The following is an 18,210-nucleotide window of genomic DNA, read 5'->3' on the forward strand; positions in this document are numbered from 1 at the left end:
TCCGGGCGGCTCTTTCGCATTCTCAGGCTCTGCGGGGCCTGATCCTGGCGGCAGACGACCGCATCGGGAACAATGGGCGCACGAGCTGTTCGAGCGAACGACCCCGAGAGGTGCTCACGATGCTGGGCCGAAACCGACCGATCCGAAGCGAGCCATCGAAGCAGGGACCGGTCCGCATGGCTGCCGCGATCGCTGCGCTTGCCCTGCTGCTCCCGGCCTGCACCCATCAACCGCCCAGCCCCGAGGGGTCCGAATCTCCCACGGCCGACGACATCGCGGATCCGACCGCCGCGCAATCGGATGGAGCTGCCGGCACCGGCTCCGAGGACGGTGCATCACAGCTGGTGGCAGAGGATCTCGACGCCCCGTGGTCGATCGCCTTCTTCAAGGGAACTCCGCTGGTCAGCGAACGCGATTCCGGTCGGATCCTCGAACTCAGCGAGGACCGGCCCGCGCAGTCCCGCGAAGTCGCGACTGTCGAATCAGTCGTCGCCGAGGGTGAGGGCGGGCTGCTCGGGCTGGCGGTGGCCGATGAGAGTCTCTTCGCCTATTTCACTTCGGCCGAGGACAACCGCATCCAGCGGTTTCCGCTCTCGGGAGAGCCGGGCAGGCTCGAGCTCGGTGAGCCGGAGACGATACTCGACGGGATCGCCAAGGCGAGCTTCCACAATGGGGGTCGGCTGGCGATCGGGCCCGATGGCAAGCTCTATGCGACGGTCGGCGATGCCGGGAACTCCGCTGTTGCGCAGGACCCCGAGTCTCTCAACGGTTCGATCCTGCGGCTCAACCTCGATGGCACCGTGCCCGAGGACAACCCGGACTCGGGCTCCCCTGTCTACACCTACGGACACCGCAACGCACAGGGGCTCGGCTGGGACACTGAAGGAACGATGTACGCCAGCGAGTTCGGTCAGGACACCTGGGACGAACTCAACATCATCGAAGCCGGGCGCAACTACGGCTGGCCGGAGGTCGAAGGGATCCCAGCCTCCAGCGGCAGCACGGGTTCGGGGTCGGCCGGCGACTTCGTCGCTCCGGTTCAGCAGTGGAGCACCGAGGAAGCGAGCCCGAGCGGAATCGCCGTGACCGAGGATTCGATCGCCATTGCCAACCTGCGCGGTCAACGACTCCGCTGGGTCCCCCTCGCGGACACCGCAAGGCAGGAGACGCAGTTCGTCGGCGAGTACGGACGGCTGCGAGATGTCGTCTCCGCCCCGGGCGGAGAACTGTGGCTGATGACGAACAACACCGACGGACGCGGCGACCCGTCCGACGGCGACGACCGGATCCTCAGCGTGCGAAGTCGATGATCTGTCGCACCACCGTGCCGTCGGCCAAGGCGTCGAACGCGGAGTTGAGGTCGTCGAGGCCGATCGTGTCGGAGATGAGCTCTTCGACCGGCAGCTTCCCCTCCCGCCACAGCTGGGCGTAGACGGGGATGTCGCGACTCGGCACGGCCGAACCGAGGTAGGAGCCGACGACGGTGCGAGCCTCGGCGGTCAAGGTCACCGGAGTGATATGCGACTGCGCATCCGGTGCGGGAAGGCCCACGGTCACCGTCGTTCCGCCCACGGCGGTGGCTTCGAACGCGGTTTCGAAGGCGCGCGGGTGCCCGACGCATTCGATGACGATGGGAGCCTTCCGGTCCCCGAGCTGTTCGGGGGTGAAGACTTCGGCGGCGCCGAGTTCTTTCGCCCGCACGAGTTTGTCCGGGTTCGCATCGACGCCGATGACTCCTGCGGTGTCGAGCGACAGTGCCGTGATGAGCGCTGCCATGCCGACCCCGCCGAGGCCGACGACCATCACTTCGTCGTCCGGTCCGGGGCGACCGGCGTTGAGCACCGCTCCCCCGCCGGTGAGCACGGCGCAGCCGAGCACAGCGGCGATGGGTGCGGGAACATCGTCGGCGACGGGGACGACGGATGCCCGGTTGAGCACCGCATGCGTGCCGAACACGGACGCGCCGAGGTGGTGGAGGACCTCGGCACCGGTGTCATCGTGCAGGCGCACCCGGTGACCGTCGAACGGCAGGGTCCCGGCGCCGTTGGTCACGCTGCCGGGCGTGCACGGAAGTTTGCCGTCGGTGCGGCAGTTCGGGCATTCACCGCACCGGGGCAGGAACACGGTGACGACCTGCTGGCCAACCTCGAGGTCATCGACACCGTCACCGAGCTTCTCGACGACTCCGGCTCCCTCGTGGCCGAGCAGCATCGGCAGAGGCCGGGGTCGGTTGCCGTCGACGACGGAGAGGTCGGAATGGCAGACTCCGGCGGCCTCCATCCGAATGAGCACCTCACCGGGTCCCGGGTCATCGAGGTCGAGGTCCTCGATCGTCATCGGCCGCGACGTCGCGAACGGACGAGGCCGCTCCATCTCACGCAGCACCGCACCTCTGATCTTCACAGCGTCCTCCTCAGACTGTTCGTCTCACAGCGCCTGGGCGCCCTGCTCTTCATAATCGGCCATGATGGAGATCCGGCGCTGGTGACGTTCGTCGCCGGAGAACGGTTCGGCGAGGAAGGCATCGACGATGGCGATCGCCTCGTCCTCGGGGTGCTGGCGGGCGCCGACGGCGACGATCTGCGCATTGTTGTGCTGACGTGCCAGCTTCGAGATCTCCGGGTTCCACGCCAGAGCGGTGCGTGCGCCCGTGACGAGGTTCGCCGCCATCTGCTCGCCGTTGCCCGAACCGCCGATGACGACGCCGAGGGCCTCGATTCCGGCGGACTGGTCATCGACCACGGCTTGGGCGGCGGCGATGCAGAACGCCGGATAGTCGTCGAGGGCGTCGTATTCGAGTGCGCCGTGGTCGACGACCTCGTGCCCCGCCTCTGCGAGGTGGGCTTTGAGAACCTGTTTGAAATCGAATCCGGCGTGATCTGTGCCGAGGTGAACCTTCATGTGCGTGCCTTTCGATGAACTCTGCGGAGCTGTCTTATCCGCTTTATCCGCGCGGGAACGGGTGGTGCTGGATCTTCAGTCGAAGTTCGGACCCTGGTCGCGGGTGCGTTTGAGTTCGAAGAATCCGGGCGTCGAAGCGACCGCGAGGACACCGTCGAAGAGTCGGCCTGCGTCCTCGCCCTTCGGTGCCGGGGTGACGACCGGTCCGAAGAACGCGGTGCCGGCCACACGGCAGATCGGCGTTCCGACATCATCGCCGACAAGAGCCAGCGCTTCATCGTGGGATGTCTGGAGAGCCGCGTCATAGTCGTCGGTCTCGCCGTATTTCATGAGCTCGGCGGGCAGCCCCACCTCGGTGAGGGCCTCGGAGACGGCCTGCTCGAAGTCCTTCTCCCCACCCGGATGGATACGGGTGCCGATGGCGGTGTAGAGGGGCTCGGCCACCTCTTCTCCGTGTTCGGCGATCGCGGCGGTGACGATGCGCATCGGCGCCAGCGCCCGGTCCATCAGTGCCCGGTAGTCAGCGTCGATGTCCTTGTCGCGGTTGAGGAAGTTGAGGCTCATGGGCCGGAACCTCACCTCGACATCGCGCACCTTGGCCACTTCGAGGCCCCAGCGGGAGGTCATCCAGGCCCAGGGGCAGGCCGTATCGAACCACAGATCGAGTGTTTCCTTGCTCACTGTCTCTCCTCTTCCATTCGGTCGTGGGCACCGAAGCCGGCCACCCGACGTTGCGCTGTTCAATCTATCAAGGCCGAGCGGGTACGGGGAACGCGATCGAATCACGGGCATCGGAGCCGAGGTCCTTGCCCGATGACGTGTCCATGAAAGAATGACCCAGTACACCCGGTTCCCGAAGCGAAGGTCGCCACACTGTGCCGCAATACAACCTCACCCGCGATGAAGCCCGCGAACGTTCCGCCCTCGTGGACGTCACGAGCTACGATCACACCCTGATCCTCACGGGAGTCGGTGAGAGCTTCCGCGTCCGCTCGCGGATCCGCTTCACCGCGGTGCCGGACTCGTCGACGTTCATCGACGCCATCACCGCCAGTGTCGAGCGCGTGCGTCTCAACGACGTCGACCTCGACCTCGCCGAGGTGGTCGGACCGGCGCGCATCACTCTGCCCGGCCTGGCCGCTGAGAACGAACTCATCGTCGATGCCCGCTTCTACTACATGAATACCGGTGAGGGCCTGCACCGCTTCGTCGACCCGATCGACGACGAGGTCTACCTGTACTCCCAATTCGAAGTCCCCGACGCCCGCCGCGTCTTCCCCGTCTTCGAGCAGCCCGACATCAAATCCCCGTACTCCTTCACCGTCATCGCTCCCGAGAAGTGGACGGTCGTCTCGAACTCCCCCACCCCCACGCCGAGCAGCCCGAAGGAGACCTTCGCCGAGCTCGACGAGGAGCCCGTCGAGGGGACGGCCGTGTGGCAGTTCGCTCCCACCACGCCGATCTCGTCCTACATCACTGCCATCATCGCCGGCCCCTACCGGTCCGTGCATTCGAAGCTGACGTCCTCGGACGGTTCGATCGTGCCCTTGGGCCTGTACTGCCGGGCTTCGCTGCTTGAGCACCTCGACTCGGCCAAACTGTTCCGCATCACAAAGGCCGGCTTCGAGTTCTTCGAACGGGAGTTCGGGATCGCCTACCCGTTCGAGAAGTACGACCAGCTCTTCGTGCCGGAGTTCAATGCCGGAGCGATGGAGAACGCCGGGGCCGTGACGATCCTGGAGAACTACGTCTTCCGGTCGCGGCCGACCGAGGCATTGGTCGAACGACGCACGGTGACCATCCTCCATGAACTCGCGCACATGTGGTTCGGCGACCTCGTGACCATGCGCTGGTGGAACGATCTGTGGCTCAACGAGTCCTTCGCCGAATTCATGTCGACGCTGGCCACCGCCGAGGCGACGGAGTTCGCCGACGCATGGACGACCTTCGCCACGATCGAGAAGTCGTGGGCGTACCGACAGGATCAGCTGCCGAGCACCCACCCGATCGTCGCGCCCATCGAAGACCTCGCCGATGTCGAGGTCAACTTCGACGGCATCACCTACGCCAAGGGCGCTTCGGTGCTCAAGCAGCTGGTGGCCTGGGTCGGGCGGGAGGAGTTCTTCGCCGGACTCAGACGCTACTTCGACAAACATGCGTGGTCGAACACGGAACTCTCCGACCTCCTCGACGAGCTCGAGGCCACCTCGGGGCGGGATCTGGCCAGCTGGTCGAAGCTGTGGCTCGAGGAATCCGGCGTCAACCTCCTCGAAGCTGCCGTCGAGACCGAGTCCGACCCCGCGGCTGAAGGCAACAGCGAAGTCATCACGCGTCTGCAGGTGACACAGCGTCCGTGGGAGATCGCAGGACAGCCCACCCCGTCGCTGCGGCCCCACCGTCTTGCCATCGGCTTCTATTCCGAGTCCGAGACCGGCCGCATGGTGCGCACCCATTCCTTCTCCCTCGACATCGATTCCGAATCCGCCGAGGTGGTCGAGGCCGAAGGGCTGGCCCGTCCCGACGTCATCGTCGTCAATGACGCCGACCTCAGCTACGCGAAGGTCCGCTTCGACGCCCACAGCATGGACACCGCTGCCAAGCGTCTGAGTGACTTCGACGATTCGCTCACCCAGCTGCTCATCCTCGCTACTCTCTGGGATGAGGTCCGCGACGGTGAACGGCCCGTCCATGACTACATCGACACCATCACCGCCCATCTGGGGGCGATCACGCATTCCTCTGGTCTGCTCACGCAGATGCGCCAGCTCGAGACCGCGGTCTCGGCGTATCTGCCGCCGCAGCAGCGCGAGGCGATGCACGCCCGGCTGGCCGATCGCTTCTTCGAACTCCTCGAAACCGTGGACGAAGGCACCGATCAGGCGTTCCAGTTCGTCCAGGGCTTCGTCAAGCACGCAACCACGACCGGCCAGCTCGACCGGCTGCGGTCCTGGTTGCTGCCTGAGACCGAGAGGGTTCACGGGATCGCCATCGACACGGATCTGTTCTGGGACATCCTCGTCGCCCTCTGCGCCCATGACGGCGCAGATGAGGCTGCGCTCGAGGCGATGAGCCGCAAGGATCCCAGCGCCACCGGAGTCCGGCGGGCCGCAACCGCTCGTGCCTCCCGGCCGACGACGGAAGCGAAGTCGTGGGCGTTCACCCGCCTCGTCGAGGAGGCCGATCTGCCGAACTCCGAACTCAGCGCCCTCGCTTTGGGATTCGCCACGGGTCTGCAGACGTCGTCGGGTGAGAGCATCGCCGCGGCGGCTCCGCTGGGTCCCTTCGCAGACGAGTACTTCGCCCGCGTCGCAGGCTGGTGGGAGACTCGAACCCTGGAGATGGCTCAGACGATGACAGTGCGTCTGTTCCCGCCGGTGAGTTCCGACACAGTCGAGGCGACCCGACGCTGGCTCGATGACCACCCTTCGGCTCCGAAGGGCCTGCTGAGGCTGATGCGAGAGAACCTCGCCGATGCCGAGAGGGCGCTGCGGGTTCAGCGGGTGTCCAGCGCTTCCAAGGGATCGTTGAACCTCGCGCGTTAGTCTCGGGGCACCATGACTTCTGATCCATTGGAATCCACAGTTCAAGCCGCAGGTGACTTCGATTGGTCCTTCCTCCTCGGAGCCCCGCTGCGGATCACCGTCATCATCGTCGGTGCCATCATCGTCAATCTCATCGTGCGTCTCTTCATCCGTCGTTTCACGACGGCGGTGGCCAAGGGCACGGTCGGCAGCGAGAAGGCCGAAGGTGCCGGTCTCGCGAAGTTCTCGGCCACGGCGATGGAAGCGCAGCGCACCGGGATCGATCAGCAGACGATCAAGCAGCGCCGTGCGCAGCGGGCGAGGACCGTGGGACGGATGCTGTCGTCGGTGACGACGATCCTCATCAGCGTGATCGCTGCGCTGATGATCCTCGACGCGCTCAGCTTCAACATCGCCCCGATCCTCGCCTCTGCCGGTATCGCAGGTGTCGCCATCGCCTTCGGTGCCCAGGAGCTCGTCCGCGACTACCTCTCCGGGTTCTTCATCGTCATCGAGGACCAGTACGGCATCGGTGACACCGTTGACCTCGGTGAGGCCGTCGGCGAGGTCGAGGACGTCGGTCTGCGCCGCACTCAGGTCCGTGACCTCACCGGCACCCTGTGGCATGTGCGCAATGGTGAGATCCTGCGCGTGGGCAACCTGTCGCAGGGCTGGGCTCGCGCGGTCCTCGACATCCCCATCGACTACCGGACCTCGATGGACGACTTCCGCGAGATGGCCGCACAGATCACCCACAAGCTGAAGCAGGACCCCGAGATCGCCAAGGCGATGCTCGAAGACCCGGAGATCGCCGGTGTCCAGTCCCTGTCCGGTTCGTACCGAGTCATCCGCACAATGGTCAAAACCAAACCGAACCTGCAGTGGATGGTCGAACGCGCATTCCGCGCCGAACTCATGACCCAGCTGGCCGAGCGCGGCGGACAGATCGGTATGATGCAGGAGACGGTCCTGCGCACACTGCCGACCACCGAGGATGCCGCCACCACCGCTGCTTCCACGACCGGCGCGGACTCATCTGCCCAGCGTGCGCAGAGCACCGTCGGTGCCGCACCGACGAAGTCGACTGCGACCGCCGAGGACAAGCCCTCGGCGCTTCCCAGCGACCAGGAGATCCGCAGCACCGTCCAGGAAGACTCCCCGAGCGAAGGATCGAACGATGACGCAGACGACTGACGATTCGGTGTTCGCCGCCGTCGGAGGCCACGAAACCTTCAGCCGTCTCGTCGATGTGTTCTACCAGCACGTCGACGCGGATGCTCAGCTCATCGCCATGTACCCTGACGGCCACGAGCTCGAGGGCGCGAAGCATCGCCTGCAGACCTTCCTCGAACAGTACTTCGGGGGTCCATCGACGTATCAGGAGGAACGGGGGCATCCGCGGTTGCGGATGCGTCATTTGGACTATCCGATCGACTTCGATGCCCGTGACCGGTGGCTGCGCTGCATGCGTGCGGCACTCGACGATGTCGCTCTGGCCCCGCTCTACGACGAGATCTTCTGGGACTACTTCCAGCGAGCCGCGACGGCGATGGTGAATACGGCCAATCCGAACATCCGCTGAGCGAGCTCCGACTCAGCGTCGAAGGCGCCGCTCAGCGAGCGCTGGCTCAGCGTCGAAGGCGGGTGGGCACGATTCGGCTCAGCCGCGGATCCGAGTGAGCAGGTGCCCGCCCGGAGTGACGAGACGCAGCCATCCCGCGGATTCCATGATGGTCAGTTCGCGGTCATCATCGCGTCCTGCCGCAGGAATGAAACGCAGGGCCGTGGCCGCGAAGGCGAGCCCGCTGGGCACGGCCGTACCCTGGTCGCCGGACATCTCGCGCGACCAGATTCGGGAGCGCAGCGCCTTGACCGCGTGAGCCCCGGAACCTTCCGGCGCTCCGCTGCTGATCTCGGCCACACCCTGTGCTGCGGTCTCGTGCAGACCGCCCACCGAAATCGTGTCCGTTGGCTGCCATCCTCCGCGCGGAGGCGCGATGCCCGTCCACGAGACGAGCACGGAGTTCGGGGGCACGGGCAGAGCCGTGCCGTTCTCCTCCCGAGCGAAGCGGTCGAGCAGGTTCGACAGCGGCACTGCTTCGTCCAGTCCGTCGAGCTCGGAATCATGCAGGCGCAGAGTCCGCATGGCCAGGACCAGGGGCGTCGAATCGCCCAGTCCGTGGGGGAACAGCGGCGCCACGGAGGCGGCGAGGACGTTGGAGACGACCTGCAGCCGCATCGCACCGTCGGAATCGGCACGGTGGGCCAGGGTGGTGAAAGAGGCGAGATCCCGCATCGCCAGCGGGTCGGCGATCTGCAATGTGGTCATCGGAGTGCCCTCCGCAGCGGAACGGCGGTGCCGAGGACGGATTCCATCGCTGCGGTCTCGGCTTCGCTGAGGCGACGCGGTCGGCCGCTGGCGATGTCGATGAAGACGATGACGGTCTCGGCGACCGTGTAGACCTGCGAACCGTCGGGTTCGCAGATGGTGTAGCCGACCGTCACCGAGGCGGCCCTGACTTCGCTGATGACCAGATCGACCGCGACGGGTCCGGTGCGGTAGGGCATCGGTGCGCGGTATTCGATCGCGTGGGAGGCCACAAGCAGCTCGGTCGTCGCCGATGCGTCAGCGAAGATCGTCGGGATCTTCACCCCGCTGACAGCATCGGACACTCCGTGCCGGCCGGGCGTCGTCGGAGCATCGGAGCTGTGGGTCGGCGATCCCAGCGCGCGTACACGAGCCTCTTCGAGCAGCCTGAGCTGGGTGACATTGTTGACATGCCCGTAGGCATCCATATCGCCCCATCTCAGCTCCAGCAGTACACGGGTGAAGTCATCGAGCAGTGGATCGGTGGCGCCTGAGTGCATGCTTCCCATCATGCCACCTTTATCGACTCGGTGTCCCACGCGATAGGATCGTGGACCGTACGCGAAAAAGTCACCGGCGTTGCAGGGAGAGAGCTATGACCGAAGAAGCATCCACCGAAGCAGAGACCAACGTGGCGACGCTGCATGACATCCTCGATCTGCAGCGGCTCGAGTTCGCCTCGGCGTCGAGCGAAACGGACTTCTTCATCGGCCACAGCCAGTACAAACCCGATGGTCGTGTCTACGGCGGTCAGGTGCTGGCCCAGTGCGTCATCGCGGCGGCAGCGACTCTGCCCTCCGACCGGCTCATCCATTCCCTGCACGGCTATTTCCTCCGTGCCGGGGATGTCAGCGAACCGATCGAATTCGGTGTCGAGCGCCTGCGCGACGGCCGTTCGTTCTCGGCCCGGCGCGTCCACGCCTATCAGAAGGGCGCGCCGATCCTTTCGCTGAGCACCTCGTTCCAGGACGAACAGCCCGGTCTCGACCACGCCGAGCTGATGCCCACAGGTCTGCCGGCTCCCGAGGACTGCCCGGAGCTGCTCGACTACATCGGCGACGAGGATTCGGCGGTCGTCACCGACTGGCTGCGCAAACGTCCCTTCGAAGTCCGCCCGGTCGAACCGTCCCTGCACACCTCAGGGGTCTCCGATCCTTCGATCACCGAGCAGCATTCATGGTTCCGGGCCAGTGCCCCCTTCGGCGACGACCCCGTCCTCAATGCCGCAGCTTTGGCCTATGCCAGCGACTTCAACCTCCTCGAACCTGTTCTCCGTCATCACCGGCTGACGTGGAGGAGCCCCGGTCTGCGGGTCGCCAGCCTCGACCACGCCATGTGGTGGCATCGTCGGGTCAAGGTCGACGAGTGGATGCTCTACGTTCAGGAGTCACCGGCGGCACAGGGCGGACGGGGTCTCGGTTACGGACGGATCTTCTCCCAGGACGGGACGCTGCTGGCCACGGTGGCGCAGGAGGGCATGGTCCGGGTCAAGGAGAGCCGGTGAAGAACGATCCGATGCCGAGCGACCCGACGATGATGGACGTCATCGGCACGATCCTCAGCCGCCTGGTGAACGTGGCCCTGTTCATCGTCATCGCGCTCCTCACCCTCGCCGCGCTCAACGGCAGAACCGATCTGCCTATCGGGGTCTGCGCGATCCTGTCGGTCATCAGCGGGGTCATCGGCACAGTTCTCATCCGCCTCCTGTTCAAGGGTCTCGGAGCGCTTCTGCGCCCATCCGAACGCTGAACCGTACACTCGGTCAGCGGCCAGTCGACGATCTGCGCACGCCGGTTGAGAGCCGAACAGAGCAGCAGAATCATTCGATCAGCGCTGACCGGACACAGAAGTGCCCCCGCCACCGGGCGGAGGCACTTCTGTGGAGAATCGGCGGCTGCGGCCGGTGAGGCTCAGTCGCGGGTGAGACGACGGTGCGTGACCCGATGCGGTCGCGCCGCATCCTCACCGAGGCGTTCGACCTTGTTCTTCTCGTACGACTCGAAGTTGCCTTCGAACCAGTACCAGTTCGCCGGATTCTCCTCGGTGCCTTCCCACGCCAGAATGTGTGTGGCCACACGGTCGAGGAACCACCGGTCGTGGGAGACCACCACGGCACAGCCCGGGAACTCGAGAAGCGCGTTCTCCAAGGAACCCAGGGTTTCGACGTCGAGGTCGTTAGTCGGCTCATCGAGGAGAAGGAGGTTTCCGCCCTGTTTGAGGGTGAGTGCGAGGTTGAGACGGTTGCGCTCACCGCCGGAGAGGACGCCGGCCTTCTTCTGCTGGTCCGGACCTTTGAATCCGAACGCTGAGACATAGGCACGCGAAGGCATCTCCACCGCACCGACCTGAATGAAGTCGAGTCCATCGGAGACGACTTCCCACAGGCTCTTGTCCGGGTCGATTCCGCCGCGCGACTGGTCGACATAGGAGAGCTTGACGGTGTCGCCGACTTTGAGATCGCCGCCGTCGAGCTCTTCAATCCCGACGATCGTCTTGAACAGCGTCGTCTTACCGACGCCATTGGGTCCGATGACACCGACGATGCCGTTGCGCGGCAGCGAGAAGCTCAGACCATCGATGAGCTGACGACCGTCGAAGCCCTTCTGCAGGTTATCGGCCTCGATGACGACATCTCCGAGGCGGGGACCGGCAGGGATCTGGATCTCTTCGAAGTCGAGCTTGCGGGTCTTCTCCGCTTCTGCGGCCATCTCCTCATAGCGGGCCAGACGTGCCTTGGACTTCGTCTGCTTCGCCTTCGGATTCGAACGCACCCACTCGAGTTCGTCCTTCAGCCGCTTGGAGAGTTTGGCGTCCTTCTTGCCCTGGACCTGGAGGCGCTCCTGCTTCTTCTCCAGGTAGGTCGAGTAGTTGCCCTCATAGGGGTAGAGGTGACCGCGGTCGATCTCGGCGATCCATTCGGCGACATGATCGAGGAAGTACCTATCGTGAGTGATCGCGATGACCGCTCCCGGGTAGGTCTTCAGGTGCTGCTCGAGCCACAGCACGGATTCGGCATCGAGGTGGTTCGTCGGCTCGTCGAGAAGCAGCAGGTCCGGCTTCTCGAGGAGGAGCTTGCACAGGGCCACGCGGCGGCGCTCACCGCCGGAGAGCACCGAGACCTCGGCATCCGGCGGCGGGCAGCGCAGAGCGTCCATCGCCTGTTCGAGCTGCGAGTCGAGATCCCACGCGTCGGCCGCGTCGATGGCTTCCTGGAGCTTGCCCATCTCTTCCATGAGGGCGTCGAAGTCCGCATCGGGACTGGCCATCTCCTCGGAGATCGCATTGAAGCGGTCGACCTTCGCCTTGATCTCGCCGACGCCTTCTTCGACGTTGCCGAGGACTGTCTTCTCTTCGTTCAGGGGCGGTTCCTGCAGAAGGATGCCCACGGAGTAACCGGGGCTGAGTCGAGCTTCGCCGTTCGAGGGCTGCTCGAGTCCCGCCATGATCTTGAGGATCGTCGATTTGCCGGCGCCGTTGGGGCCGACCATACCGATCTTCGCTCCTGGGTAGAACGACATCGATACATCGTCGAGGATGACTTTGTCACCGTGCGCTTTGCGCGCTTTGTGCATGGTGTAGATGAATTCGGCCATAGTGTCCTCAGGCTATCGTTTCCGCGCGCTCAAGCGTTAATTGGCGTTCAGCCGCCGCCGAGCGAAGGGGCCTCGTCCGAGGAACCGGAACTGCCGTCGGAGCCTGGAGAATCCTCGCTCGGCTGCGGAGTCTCTGTCGGCTCGTCCTTGCCGTTGATATCCTCCCCCGGCAGGTGGCCCTTGCCGTTGGAGTCACCTTCTTCGTCCCGCTTCTCCCCCTTCGGAGCCTTGACCCCCTTCGGCCTGTCGACCTCGCCGAACAGGCAGGAACCCGTCGACTCTGTGGGCTCCACGAGTTCTGCCGTCGCCTTCCCCGACCGGATCTCTCCGACGACGCAGCCCTTGTCGGTCTTGACTCCGAACATCTTCGAGGGGACATCGTTGCCCAATGGCGAGGCGTCGAGTGTGGCTTCGAGCTGATCGGGCTCGTAACCGGCGTCGAGCATCGTGGTGAAGAACTTCTTCGTCGACGGGACCGAGTCCTTGTCCCCCGTGATCGGTTTGAGTGCCTTGAGCACCTTGTCCACCTCGGCCACGGGAGCAGCGTGAGTCGTCTTCGGTTCGGGTTTGGCGTCGTCGCCGCCGAAGCCCAGAAGGGAGCAGCCCGACAATGCCAGAGTCAGTGCTGCGGCACCCAGCACAGGAACAAGACGCATCTGAAACCTCGGCGAGAGGGGACGATTGACAGTCTCACTTTAACCGATCGAGGCGGCTGGCGGTGGCAGCGAATCGATCAGAACGGCGCCGCCGCGGCAGCGGTCACTGCCGCGATCGCGGTATCGTCCGCGCTGGGCCCGTCGTTGTCGCCCGTCGCAGCGCTGCTGCCCGTTCCCTCTTGGTCGGCTCCATCGCTTTCAGCCGCCGACGCCTCCCCCTCAGCGACCGAGGTGTCGGCATCGGACGATGCGCGCTCACCGGCACCGGTCGTGCGAGCAGCAGTCGCCACCTCGGCTGCAGAAGGAGAACCGAGGCCCTCCCAGCCATCGCTCTCAGCCGTGCCGGTGTCCTCCGACGCTTTCGACGACTGATTCTCTGTCCGGTCCTGTCCCTTGGCCCTCCGGTAGTGCGCGGTTCCGTAGCGCAGGTCGGGACCGATGTGGTCGGCGACGACGGTCGGGGCGACGCCGCTTCGCTCTTCGGTTTCCCACTCGCGGTTGCGCAGACTGCCGGTGACGATGACCGCGGTGCCTTTGCCCAGCGACATGGAGGAATTGCTGGCCAGATCTCCGTAGCAGTCGATGCCGAACCAGGAGGTGCCGTCGTTGATGAATTCCCCGGTGCCTCTGTCGACTCTCCAGTGATTGACGGCAAGGCGGAAGGACGCACAGGCCCGCCCGGACGGCAGCGTGCGAGCAGTGGGTTCGGTGGCGATGGTGCCGGTGACGGTGATTGGAATGGCGGACATCGGTGTCTCCTCTTCGACTGGATGGCGGCACGCGATCCTCGGCGGTCGCGTGGTCCTCCAGTCAGCCCGGAACCGTCCTCCCCCGTCCAGGGATTGAAAATGCCCTGTGGATGACGCTTTTCCATCCACAGGGCACAGGAGACCGAGTCGCACTCTTTGTGCGCTGAAGTCTCAGGTGAGCATTTCGTATGCCCGCCGATGCTCACCGATGACAGCCTTCACCGGTTCGAGGTAGGAGCTCTGCGCAACCTGACCGACCGCGTCCCGCAGTCTGGCGTCGACTTCGGCACCCGCTTCGCTGGCCCCTCTGTTCCGCGCCGATTTCGCCATCAGCGAGGTGATCACGGAGCCGATCACACCGATCACGAGCAGTCCGATGCTCACCACCCAGCACCAAGCCGGCAGCGTTCCGGAACCGATCGCCGCGGCCAGGGCGGAGGCGACGACACCGACGATTCCGATGATCGTGGCGATGAAGAAGACGATCTGCAGGGTGTGTGCAAGCGACCACCAACCGGGACGACGCCGGGTGATCTCCACAGCGGTGATGGCCGAGTCGAGGTTGTCGGAGAGCTCGTCTGTGCTTCTCTTCTCCGCTTCGGCGGCGTCGTTCTGCCACGCTCGGGGCATCGTCGACACCGATTCGGTGATCAGTTCGTGGGCCATCAATCGCACGTGCGCACTCTGCGCCTTGGTGGTCGCCGGGACCGAGGCGCGGACGAGTTCGTCACGGTCCTGTCCGTGCTTGGCGCCGAGTGGATCCGGAGCATTGCGCTGCATCCACGCGAGAACGGGATACCCGGTCTTGCGATAGGCACGACGAATGTAATCATCGTGAACCGTCTGCGCCACGGCGTCGACGCCGGCGGCATCGGACATCGTCTCGACGAGGCGGGAAGCTCCTGGCAGTTCGTCCGGAGGGGCGACGGGCTCGCCGAGTTCCTTCCGGATCCGTTTGGCCATGGCCTGCATATCCGCCAGCAGTCGTTCGGCGGCCGCTTCATTCGAGTCGACGGTATCGGCGAGGATGCTGCGCAGCTCGGGAATGCCCTCACGGGTCGCTGCAGAGGAGACGCGCACATTCGTTGCGCTGAGACCGTCTTCATTGAGCAGCTGTCGCAGATGGTCGGCCGCCGCCTTCTGCTCTTCCGGACTGAGCTTGTCGATCTGGTTGAGGACGACGACCATATTTGCGCTGTTCTCGGCGAGTTTCGTCAGATACTCCGAGTGCAGGGAGAAATCGGCGTACTTCTGCGGATCGACGACCCAGAACACAACGTCGACGAGGCCGACCAGACGATCGGATTCGACCCGATGCTCGACCGCGGTCGAATCGTGATCGGGCAGGTCGAGGAGGATGAGTCCGTGCAGTCGGCGCTGGTCGTCACCGTCGAGGGCGGATTCGCGCCAGGTGCGGCTGCGTTCGGGAACATGCAGCCAGTTGAGGACGTCGTTTCCGCCGTCTCCCCACACGCAGGCTGTCGGCCGTGACGTCGTCGGCCTCCGAACCCCCACGCGGGCGATCTCGAGACCTGCCACCGCGTTGAACAGCGAAGACTTGCCCGAACCGGTCGATCCCGCGAAGGCGACAACGGTGAAGTCCTCGCCCAGGCCCAATCGGTCCTCGGCCCGGTCGAGCAGATTCTGGGCATCGGCTCGAACGTCTCCGGCGAGTTTGTCCTCATTGAGCGACAGCGAATGCCGGATCCCTTCGGCCAGTCGTCGGATCTCGGTCTGTGCAGAACTGTTCACAATGCCACCTCAAGTCGTTCACCGGAGGCGCGCAGCGCGCCCGCTTGCCGCGCCGGTACCGCGGATATTCTCAGAGCGTTGTCGAACGGGGTCCGGCAGCCTCTCACGATTCCAGTCGCAGCGTCGAAGAAGCGCTGGCGGATCGAGGCGATGATGCCGGCGGCTTCGGATTCGCCGAAGATCGTTTCAGCCAAGTTGACGGCGACTCCTGCACCCTGGCGTGCGCTCTGCTGTTTGCCGAGCGGACGCTGCGGGTCCGAGAACGCCGCATATTCGACGACCGCGCAGACACCTGCCACTCCGAAGGAGAGGATCCGGGCCTTGGACTTCTTTCCCTGCCCGATGTCGCGCACCAGCGCGTTGACGTCGTCCGACCACGCGCTGACGGCGGCCTTCACTGACTCCTCAAGACCGCTGGCGACCTGCCGCAGTTCGGCCTGATCCTCGATGAGGGCCGCACCTGCCGCGGTATTGCGCCATTCGGTGTTGACGTCGTCGACCACAGCGATGGCCTGCTCACGCAGCGACACAGCGGCGCTGCGCAGGATCGCGACATGCAGCGGGGTCGCCGCATCGTGTTTGCCGGTCACGGCCGCCGAGATGCGATCGCGCATCCGCGCCATCGTCGGCTCGAGGCCGCGGAACAGCTGCCCCGTACCCACGAAGTCCTGCCAACGAGCATTGACCTCGCCGTGGAGCACACGGCCGTCCGAGAACACTTCGGCCAGCCCCGCATCGGCCGAGCGGAAACTCTCCTCGAGGGATCCCGCCAGTGCGGCGTGCGCCTGTTCCTGCGACTGTGCGAAGTCGGCGAGCTCGCGGACACGGGCAGGCAGCGCAGCGACCGCGCCGGTGAGGGTGCGTGTCCGGATGCGCTCGAGAGACGTTCCTTCGGCACCGACCTGAGAGATCCAGGAACGGATCGGATAGATCGCCGAATGCGGCAGCAGACCGTTCTCGAGTTCGAGCTCGGCCACGGAGAAGATCGGTGAGTTCGCCAGTCCGGCGTCCGAGAGCAGGCTTGAGAGATGGTGCCTGACTTCGCGATTCGCCTCGGGCGGAACCCGGTCGAGGACGATGGCAACGGAAGTGTCACGGGCTGCGGCCGTCTTCAGCAGCGCCCAAGGGGCGGCATCGGCGTAGCGGTTGGCCGTGGTGACGAACAGCCACAGATCGGCGCTGAGAAGGGTCCTGCGTGAGAGTGCACGGTTCGTCTCGGAGATCGAGTCGATGTCCGGGCAGTCGAGGATCGCTGTGCCCGGGGCGATGTTCTCATCGGCGACCATGACGACGCCGGGCACCGCCGATTCCGGGTCGCTGCTGCGTGGGAGATCCGGCAGATAGTGCTCGGATTCGAAGAACTTGGCATCGGCGGGATTGTGGATGACAACCGGGTTGCCCGTCGTCGGACGACGCACTCCGGCGGGGCTGACAGCCCGCCCCACGAGGGAGTTCACCAACGTCGACTTCCCGGCACCGGTCGATCCGCCGACCGCGATGAGAAACGGGGTCCGGGAGCGGTTGATCCGGGGCAGAACGTAGTCATTGAGCTCTGCGGTCAGCGCCGCGTGCGCGCCGCGAGCGTCTTCGAAGTCACCGGTCCGCAGCGGGAAGCGCGTCTCAGAGACGCGTTTGACGATATCGTTCAGCGCTTGGCCGACCGGCGGCGTCACGGCACTCTTGCTCTCTGTCATCACGCTCCCACTCTCTATGTTTTCCCAGCTCGGCTCCAATTGCCACGCCGTGCCAGCGCCGAATTGCTCACAGCATGCAGGGGCAGGCACGAGTGTGGGTGCGCGCCCGAATACGCCCGGCGGCACGGAGTCGGTCGGATCCGAGCAGAGCCTCGTGCGAGGGCCCGAGACAGCAGAAGCGCCCCCGGCGGGGCTCGAACCCGCGACCTACCGCTTAGAAGGCGGTTGCTCTATCCGACTGAGCTACGGAGGCTCAAACATCGTAACCGATGGCCGAACGTGAACAGAAAGCGGCCCCGTGCGGAGCGGAACCGCTTCGGTTCCCTCCCCGCACGGGGCCGTATCGCTGATATAGGGGTTCAGTGACGACGCGCTGCCTGCTCCATTGAGTTGCGCACGGTCACGAAAGACACCACCGCGACCCCGGTCATCGCCAGGATGACGGCAATCGCTTCGATTCCGAAGGCGAAGTCGACGACCACCGGAAAGAACCCGGCCAGCATGAAGCCCAACAGAGCCACCAGCGTCAGTGCAGTGGCGATCGAAAAGTATTTGGCACCGTTCATTGCTCATCTCCTTCTTCCGTTGGAAAAAGGTTAGCGCCTTCAGTGACTCACGTCACTGGGAATTCCTTGAAAATCTCGATCAGTTCTGTTCGCGCGCTTCGATCGCCGTCTCCAAACGTTCGAGCTTGCCGTCGATCTCACCGGTGTAGCCGGGCCGGATATCGGCCTTGACCACCAGGGAGACGCGGGTGCCGAACTCACCGACGGCATCTGTGGCGTCTTTGATGACGGCGAAGACTTCGTCCCATTCGCCCTCGATCGTGGTGAACATCGAATCGGTGCGGTGCGGAAGTCCGGAGCGGCGCACGATGTCGACGGCCGCGGCTACGGCGTCATGGACAGAGGCGTCGGCCCCTTCTCCCCCACTGGGCGCGACCGAGAATGCTGCGAGCATGTTGTTGTCCTTCCTT

18 protein-coding genes and 1 tRNA gene are annotated in these 18,210 nt (G+C 65.0%); 6 read left to right on the plus strand and 13 right to left on the minus strand.

What is annotated here, in order from left to right; all coding sequences use genetic code 11:
• The first annotated feature begins 176 nt into the window (after positions 1 to 176).
• The gene (locus ACSE4D_RS00415; RefSeq protein ID WP_436326405.1) at positions 177 to 1,310 is read left to right on the plus strand and encodes a PQQ-dependent sugar dehydrogenase; all 1,134 of its coding nucleotides are present in this window, start codon (positions 177 to 179) and stop codon (positions 1,308 to 1,310) included.
• Here ACSE4D_RS00415 and ACSE4D_RS00420 read toward each other — a convergent pair.
• From ACSE4D_RS00420 to ACSE4D_RS00430, 3 genes are all read right to left on the minus strand, one after another.
• Positions 1,291 to 2,403, minus strand: a complete 1,113-nt coding sequence (locus ACSE4D_RS00420; protein WP_425119525.1) for an alcohol dehydrogenase catalytic domain-containing protein — start codon at positions 2,401 to 2,403, stop codon at positions 1,291 to 1,293. The genes ACSE4D_RS00415 and ACSE4D_RS00420 overlap by 20 nt on opposite strands.
• 24 nt (positions 2,404 to 2,427) lie before the next feature.
• Positions 2,428 to 2,901: a ribose-5-phosphate isomerase gene (locus tag ACSE4D_RS00425; RefSeq protein ID WP_135538591.1), complete on the minus strand. Its 474-nt coding sequence runs from the start codon at positions 2,899 to 2,901 to the stop codon at positions 2,428 to 2,430.
• 75 nt (positions 2,902 to 2,976) lie between these two features.
• Entirely contained in the window at positions 2,977 to 3,582 is a 606-nt protein-coding gene (locus ACSE4D_RS00430) for a mycothiol-dependent nitroreductase Rv2466c family protein (RefSeq protein WP_135538593.1), read from the minus strand.
• Between the two features lie 194 nt (positions 3,583 to 3,776).
• On the opposite strand from ACSE4D_RS00430, the gene pepN reads away from it, so the two are divergent.
• Genes pepN through ACSE4D_RS00445 form a run of 3 tightly spaced genes read left to right on the plus strand, consistent with a single transcriptional unit; the run spans position 3,777 to position 8,004 of the window.
• Positions 3,777 to 6,443, plus strand: a complete 2,667-nt coding sequence (gene pepN / locus ACSE4D_RS00435; protein WP_436326406.1) for an aminopeptidase N — start codon at positions 3,777 to 3,779, stop codon at positions 6,441 to 6,443.
• A gap of 12 nt (positions 6,444 to 6,455) precedes the next feature.
• Complete coding sequence (locus ACSE4D_RS00440) at positions 6,456 to 7,616, plus strand: mechanosensitive ion channel family protein (RefSeq protein WP_135538597.1); 1,161 nt, start codon at positions 6,456 to 6,458, stop codon at positions 7,614 to 7,616.
• On the plus strand, positions 7,600 to 8,004 hold the full coding sequence (locus ACSE4D_RS00445) for a globin (protein WP_436326407.1): 405 nt from the start codon (positions 7,600 to 7,602) through the stop codon (positions 8,002 to 8,004). Before ACSE4D_RS00440 ends, ACSE4D_RS00445 begins: the two co-directional genes overlap by 17 nt.
• 78 nt (positions 8,005 to 8,082) lie before the next feature.
• Here ACSE4D_RS00445 and ACSE4D_RS00450 read toward each other — a convergent pair whose 3' ends face one another.
• Positions 8,083 to 8,751, minus strand: a complete 669-nt coding sequence (locus ACSE4D_RS00450) for a hypothetical protein (RefSeq protein WP_436326408.1) — start codon at positions 8,749 to 8,751, stop codon at positions 8,083 to 8,085.
• Positions 8,748 to 9,302, minus strand: coding sequence for an acyl-CoA thioesterase (locus ACSE4D_RS00455; protein ID WP_436326409.1), 555 nt, complete (start codon positions 9,300 to 9,302; stop codon positions 8,748 to 8,750). Before ACSE4D_RS00455 ends, ACSE4D_RS00450 begins: the two co-directional genes overlap by 4 nt.
• An 83-nt stretch (positions 9,303 to 9,385) precedes the next feature.
• Between ACSE4D_RS00455 and ACSE4D_RS00460 the strand changes: the two genes are divergently transcribed.
• Together ACSE4D_RS00460 and ACSE4D_RS00465 are read left to right on the plus strand one after the other, a co-directional pair.
• A complete protein-coding gene (locus ACSE4D_RS00460) occupies positions 9,386 to 10,294 on the plus strand; it encodes an acyl-CoA thioesterase (protein WP_436326410.1) in 909 nt (302 codons plus the stop codon).
• Positions 10,291 to 10,539, plus strand: a complete 249-nt coding sequence (locus tag ACSE4D_RS00465; protein ID WP_135538605.1) for a hypothetical protein — start codon at positions 10,291 to 10,293, stop codon at positions 10,537 to 10,539. The genes ACSE4D_RS00460 and ACSE4D_RS00465 overlap by 4 nt, the downstream gene beginning before the upstream one ends.
• A gap of 161 nt (positions 10,540 to 10,700) precedes the next feature.
• Here ACSE4D_RS00465 and ettA read toward each other — a convergent pair whose 3' ends face one another.
• The 8 genes from ettA to ACSE4D_RS00505 form a co-directional block, all read right to left on the minus strand.
• The gene (ettA, locus tag ACSE4D_RS00470; RefSeq protein WP_135538607.1) at positions 10,701 to 12,383 is read right to left on the minus strand and encodes an energy-dependent translational throttle protein EttA; all 1,683 of its coding nucleotides are present in this window, start codon (positions 12,381 to 12,383) and stop codon (positions 10,701 to 10,703) included.
• Between the two features lie 47 nt (positions 12,384 to 12,430).
• Positions 12,431 to 13,039, minus strand: coding sequence for a DUF6993 domain-containing protein (locus tag ACSE4D_RS00475; RefSeq protein WP_436326411.1), 609 nt, complete (start codon positions 13,037 to 13,039; stop codon positions 12,431 to 12,433).
• Between the two features lie 77 nt (positions 13,040 to 13,116).
• Positions 13,117 to 13,788: a single-stranded DNA-binding protein gene (locus tag ACSE4D_RS00480; protein WP_436326412.1), complete on the minus strand. Its 672-nt coding sequence runs from the start codon at positions 13,786 to 13,788 to the stop codon at positions 13,117 to 13,119.
• A 171-nt stretch (positions 13,789 to 13,959) separates the two neighbouring features.
• Positions 13,960 to 15,540, minus strand: coding sequence for a GTPase (locus tag ACSE4D_RS00485; RefSeq protein WP_436326413.1), 1,581 nt, complete (start codon positions 15,538 to 15,540; stop codon positions 13,960 to 13,962).
• The gene (locus tag ACSE4D_RS00490) at positions 15,537 to 17,234 is read right to left on the minus strand and encodes a dynamin family protein (RefSeq protein ID WP_436326414.1); all 1,698 of its coding nucleotides are present in this window, start codon (positions 17,232 to 17,234) and stop codon (positions 15,537 to 15,539) included. The genes ACSE4D_RS00485 and ACSE4D_RS00490 overlap by 4 nt, the downstream gene beginning before the upstream one ends.
• A 179-nt stretch (positions 17,235 to 17,413) precedes the next feature.
• A tRNA-Arg gene (locus ACSE4D_RS00495) sits at positions 17,414 to 17,487 on the minus strand.
• A 106-nt stretch (positions 17,488 to 17,593) separates the two neighbouring features.
• Positions 17,594 to 17,800, minus strand: coding sequence for a hypothetical protein (locus ACSE4D_RS00500; RefSeq protein ID WP_436326415.1), 207 nt, complete (start codon positions 17,798 to 17,800; stop codon positions 17,594 to 17,596).
• Positions 17,801 to 17,879: 79 nt separating this feature from the next.
• The gene (locus tag ACSE4D_RS00505; RefSeq protein WP_436326416.1) at positions 17,880 to 18,194 is read right to left on the minus strand and encodes a thiamine-binding protein; all 315 of its coding nucleotides are present in this window, start codon (positions 18,192 to 18,194) and stop codon (positions 17,880 to 17,882) included.
• Positions 18,195 to 18,210: the final 16 nt, after the last annotated feature.

The sequence above is a fragment of the Brevibacterium sp. FAM 27836 genome (assembly GCF_051351055.1).
Taxonomy (GTDB): Bacteria; Actinomycetota; Actinomycetes; order Actinomycetales; family Brevibacteriaceae; genus Brevibacterium.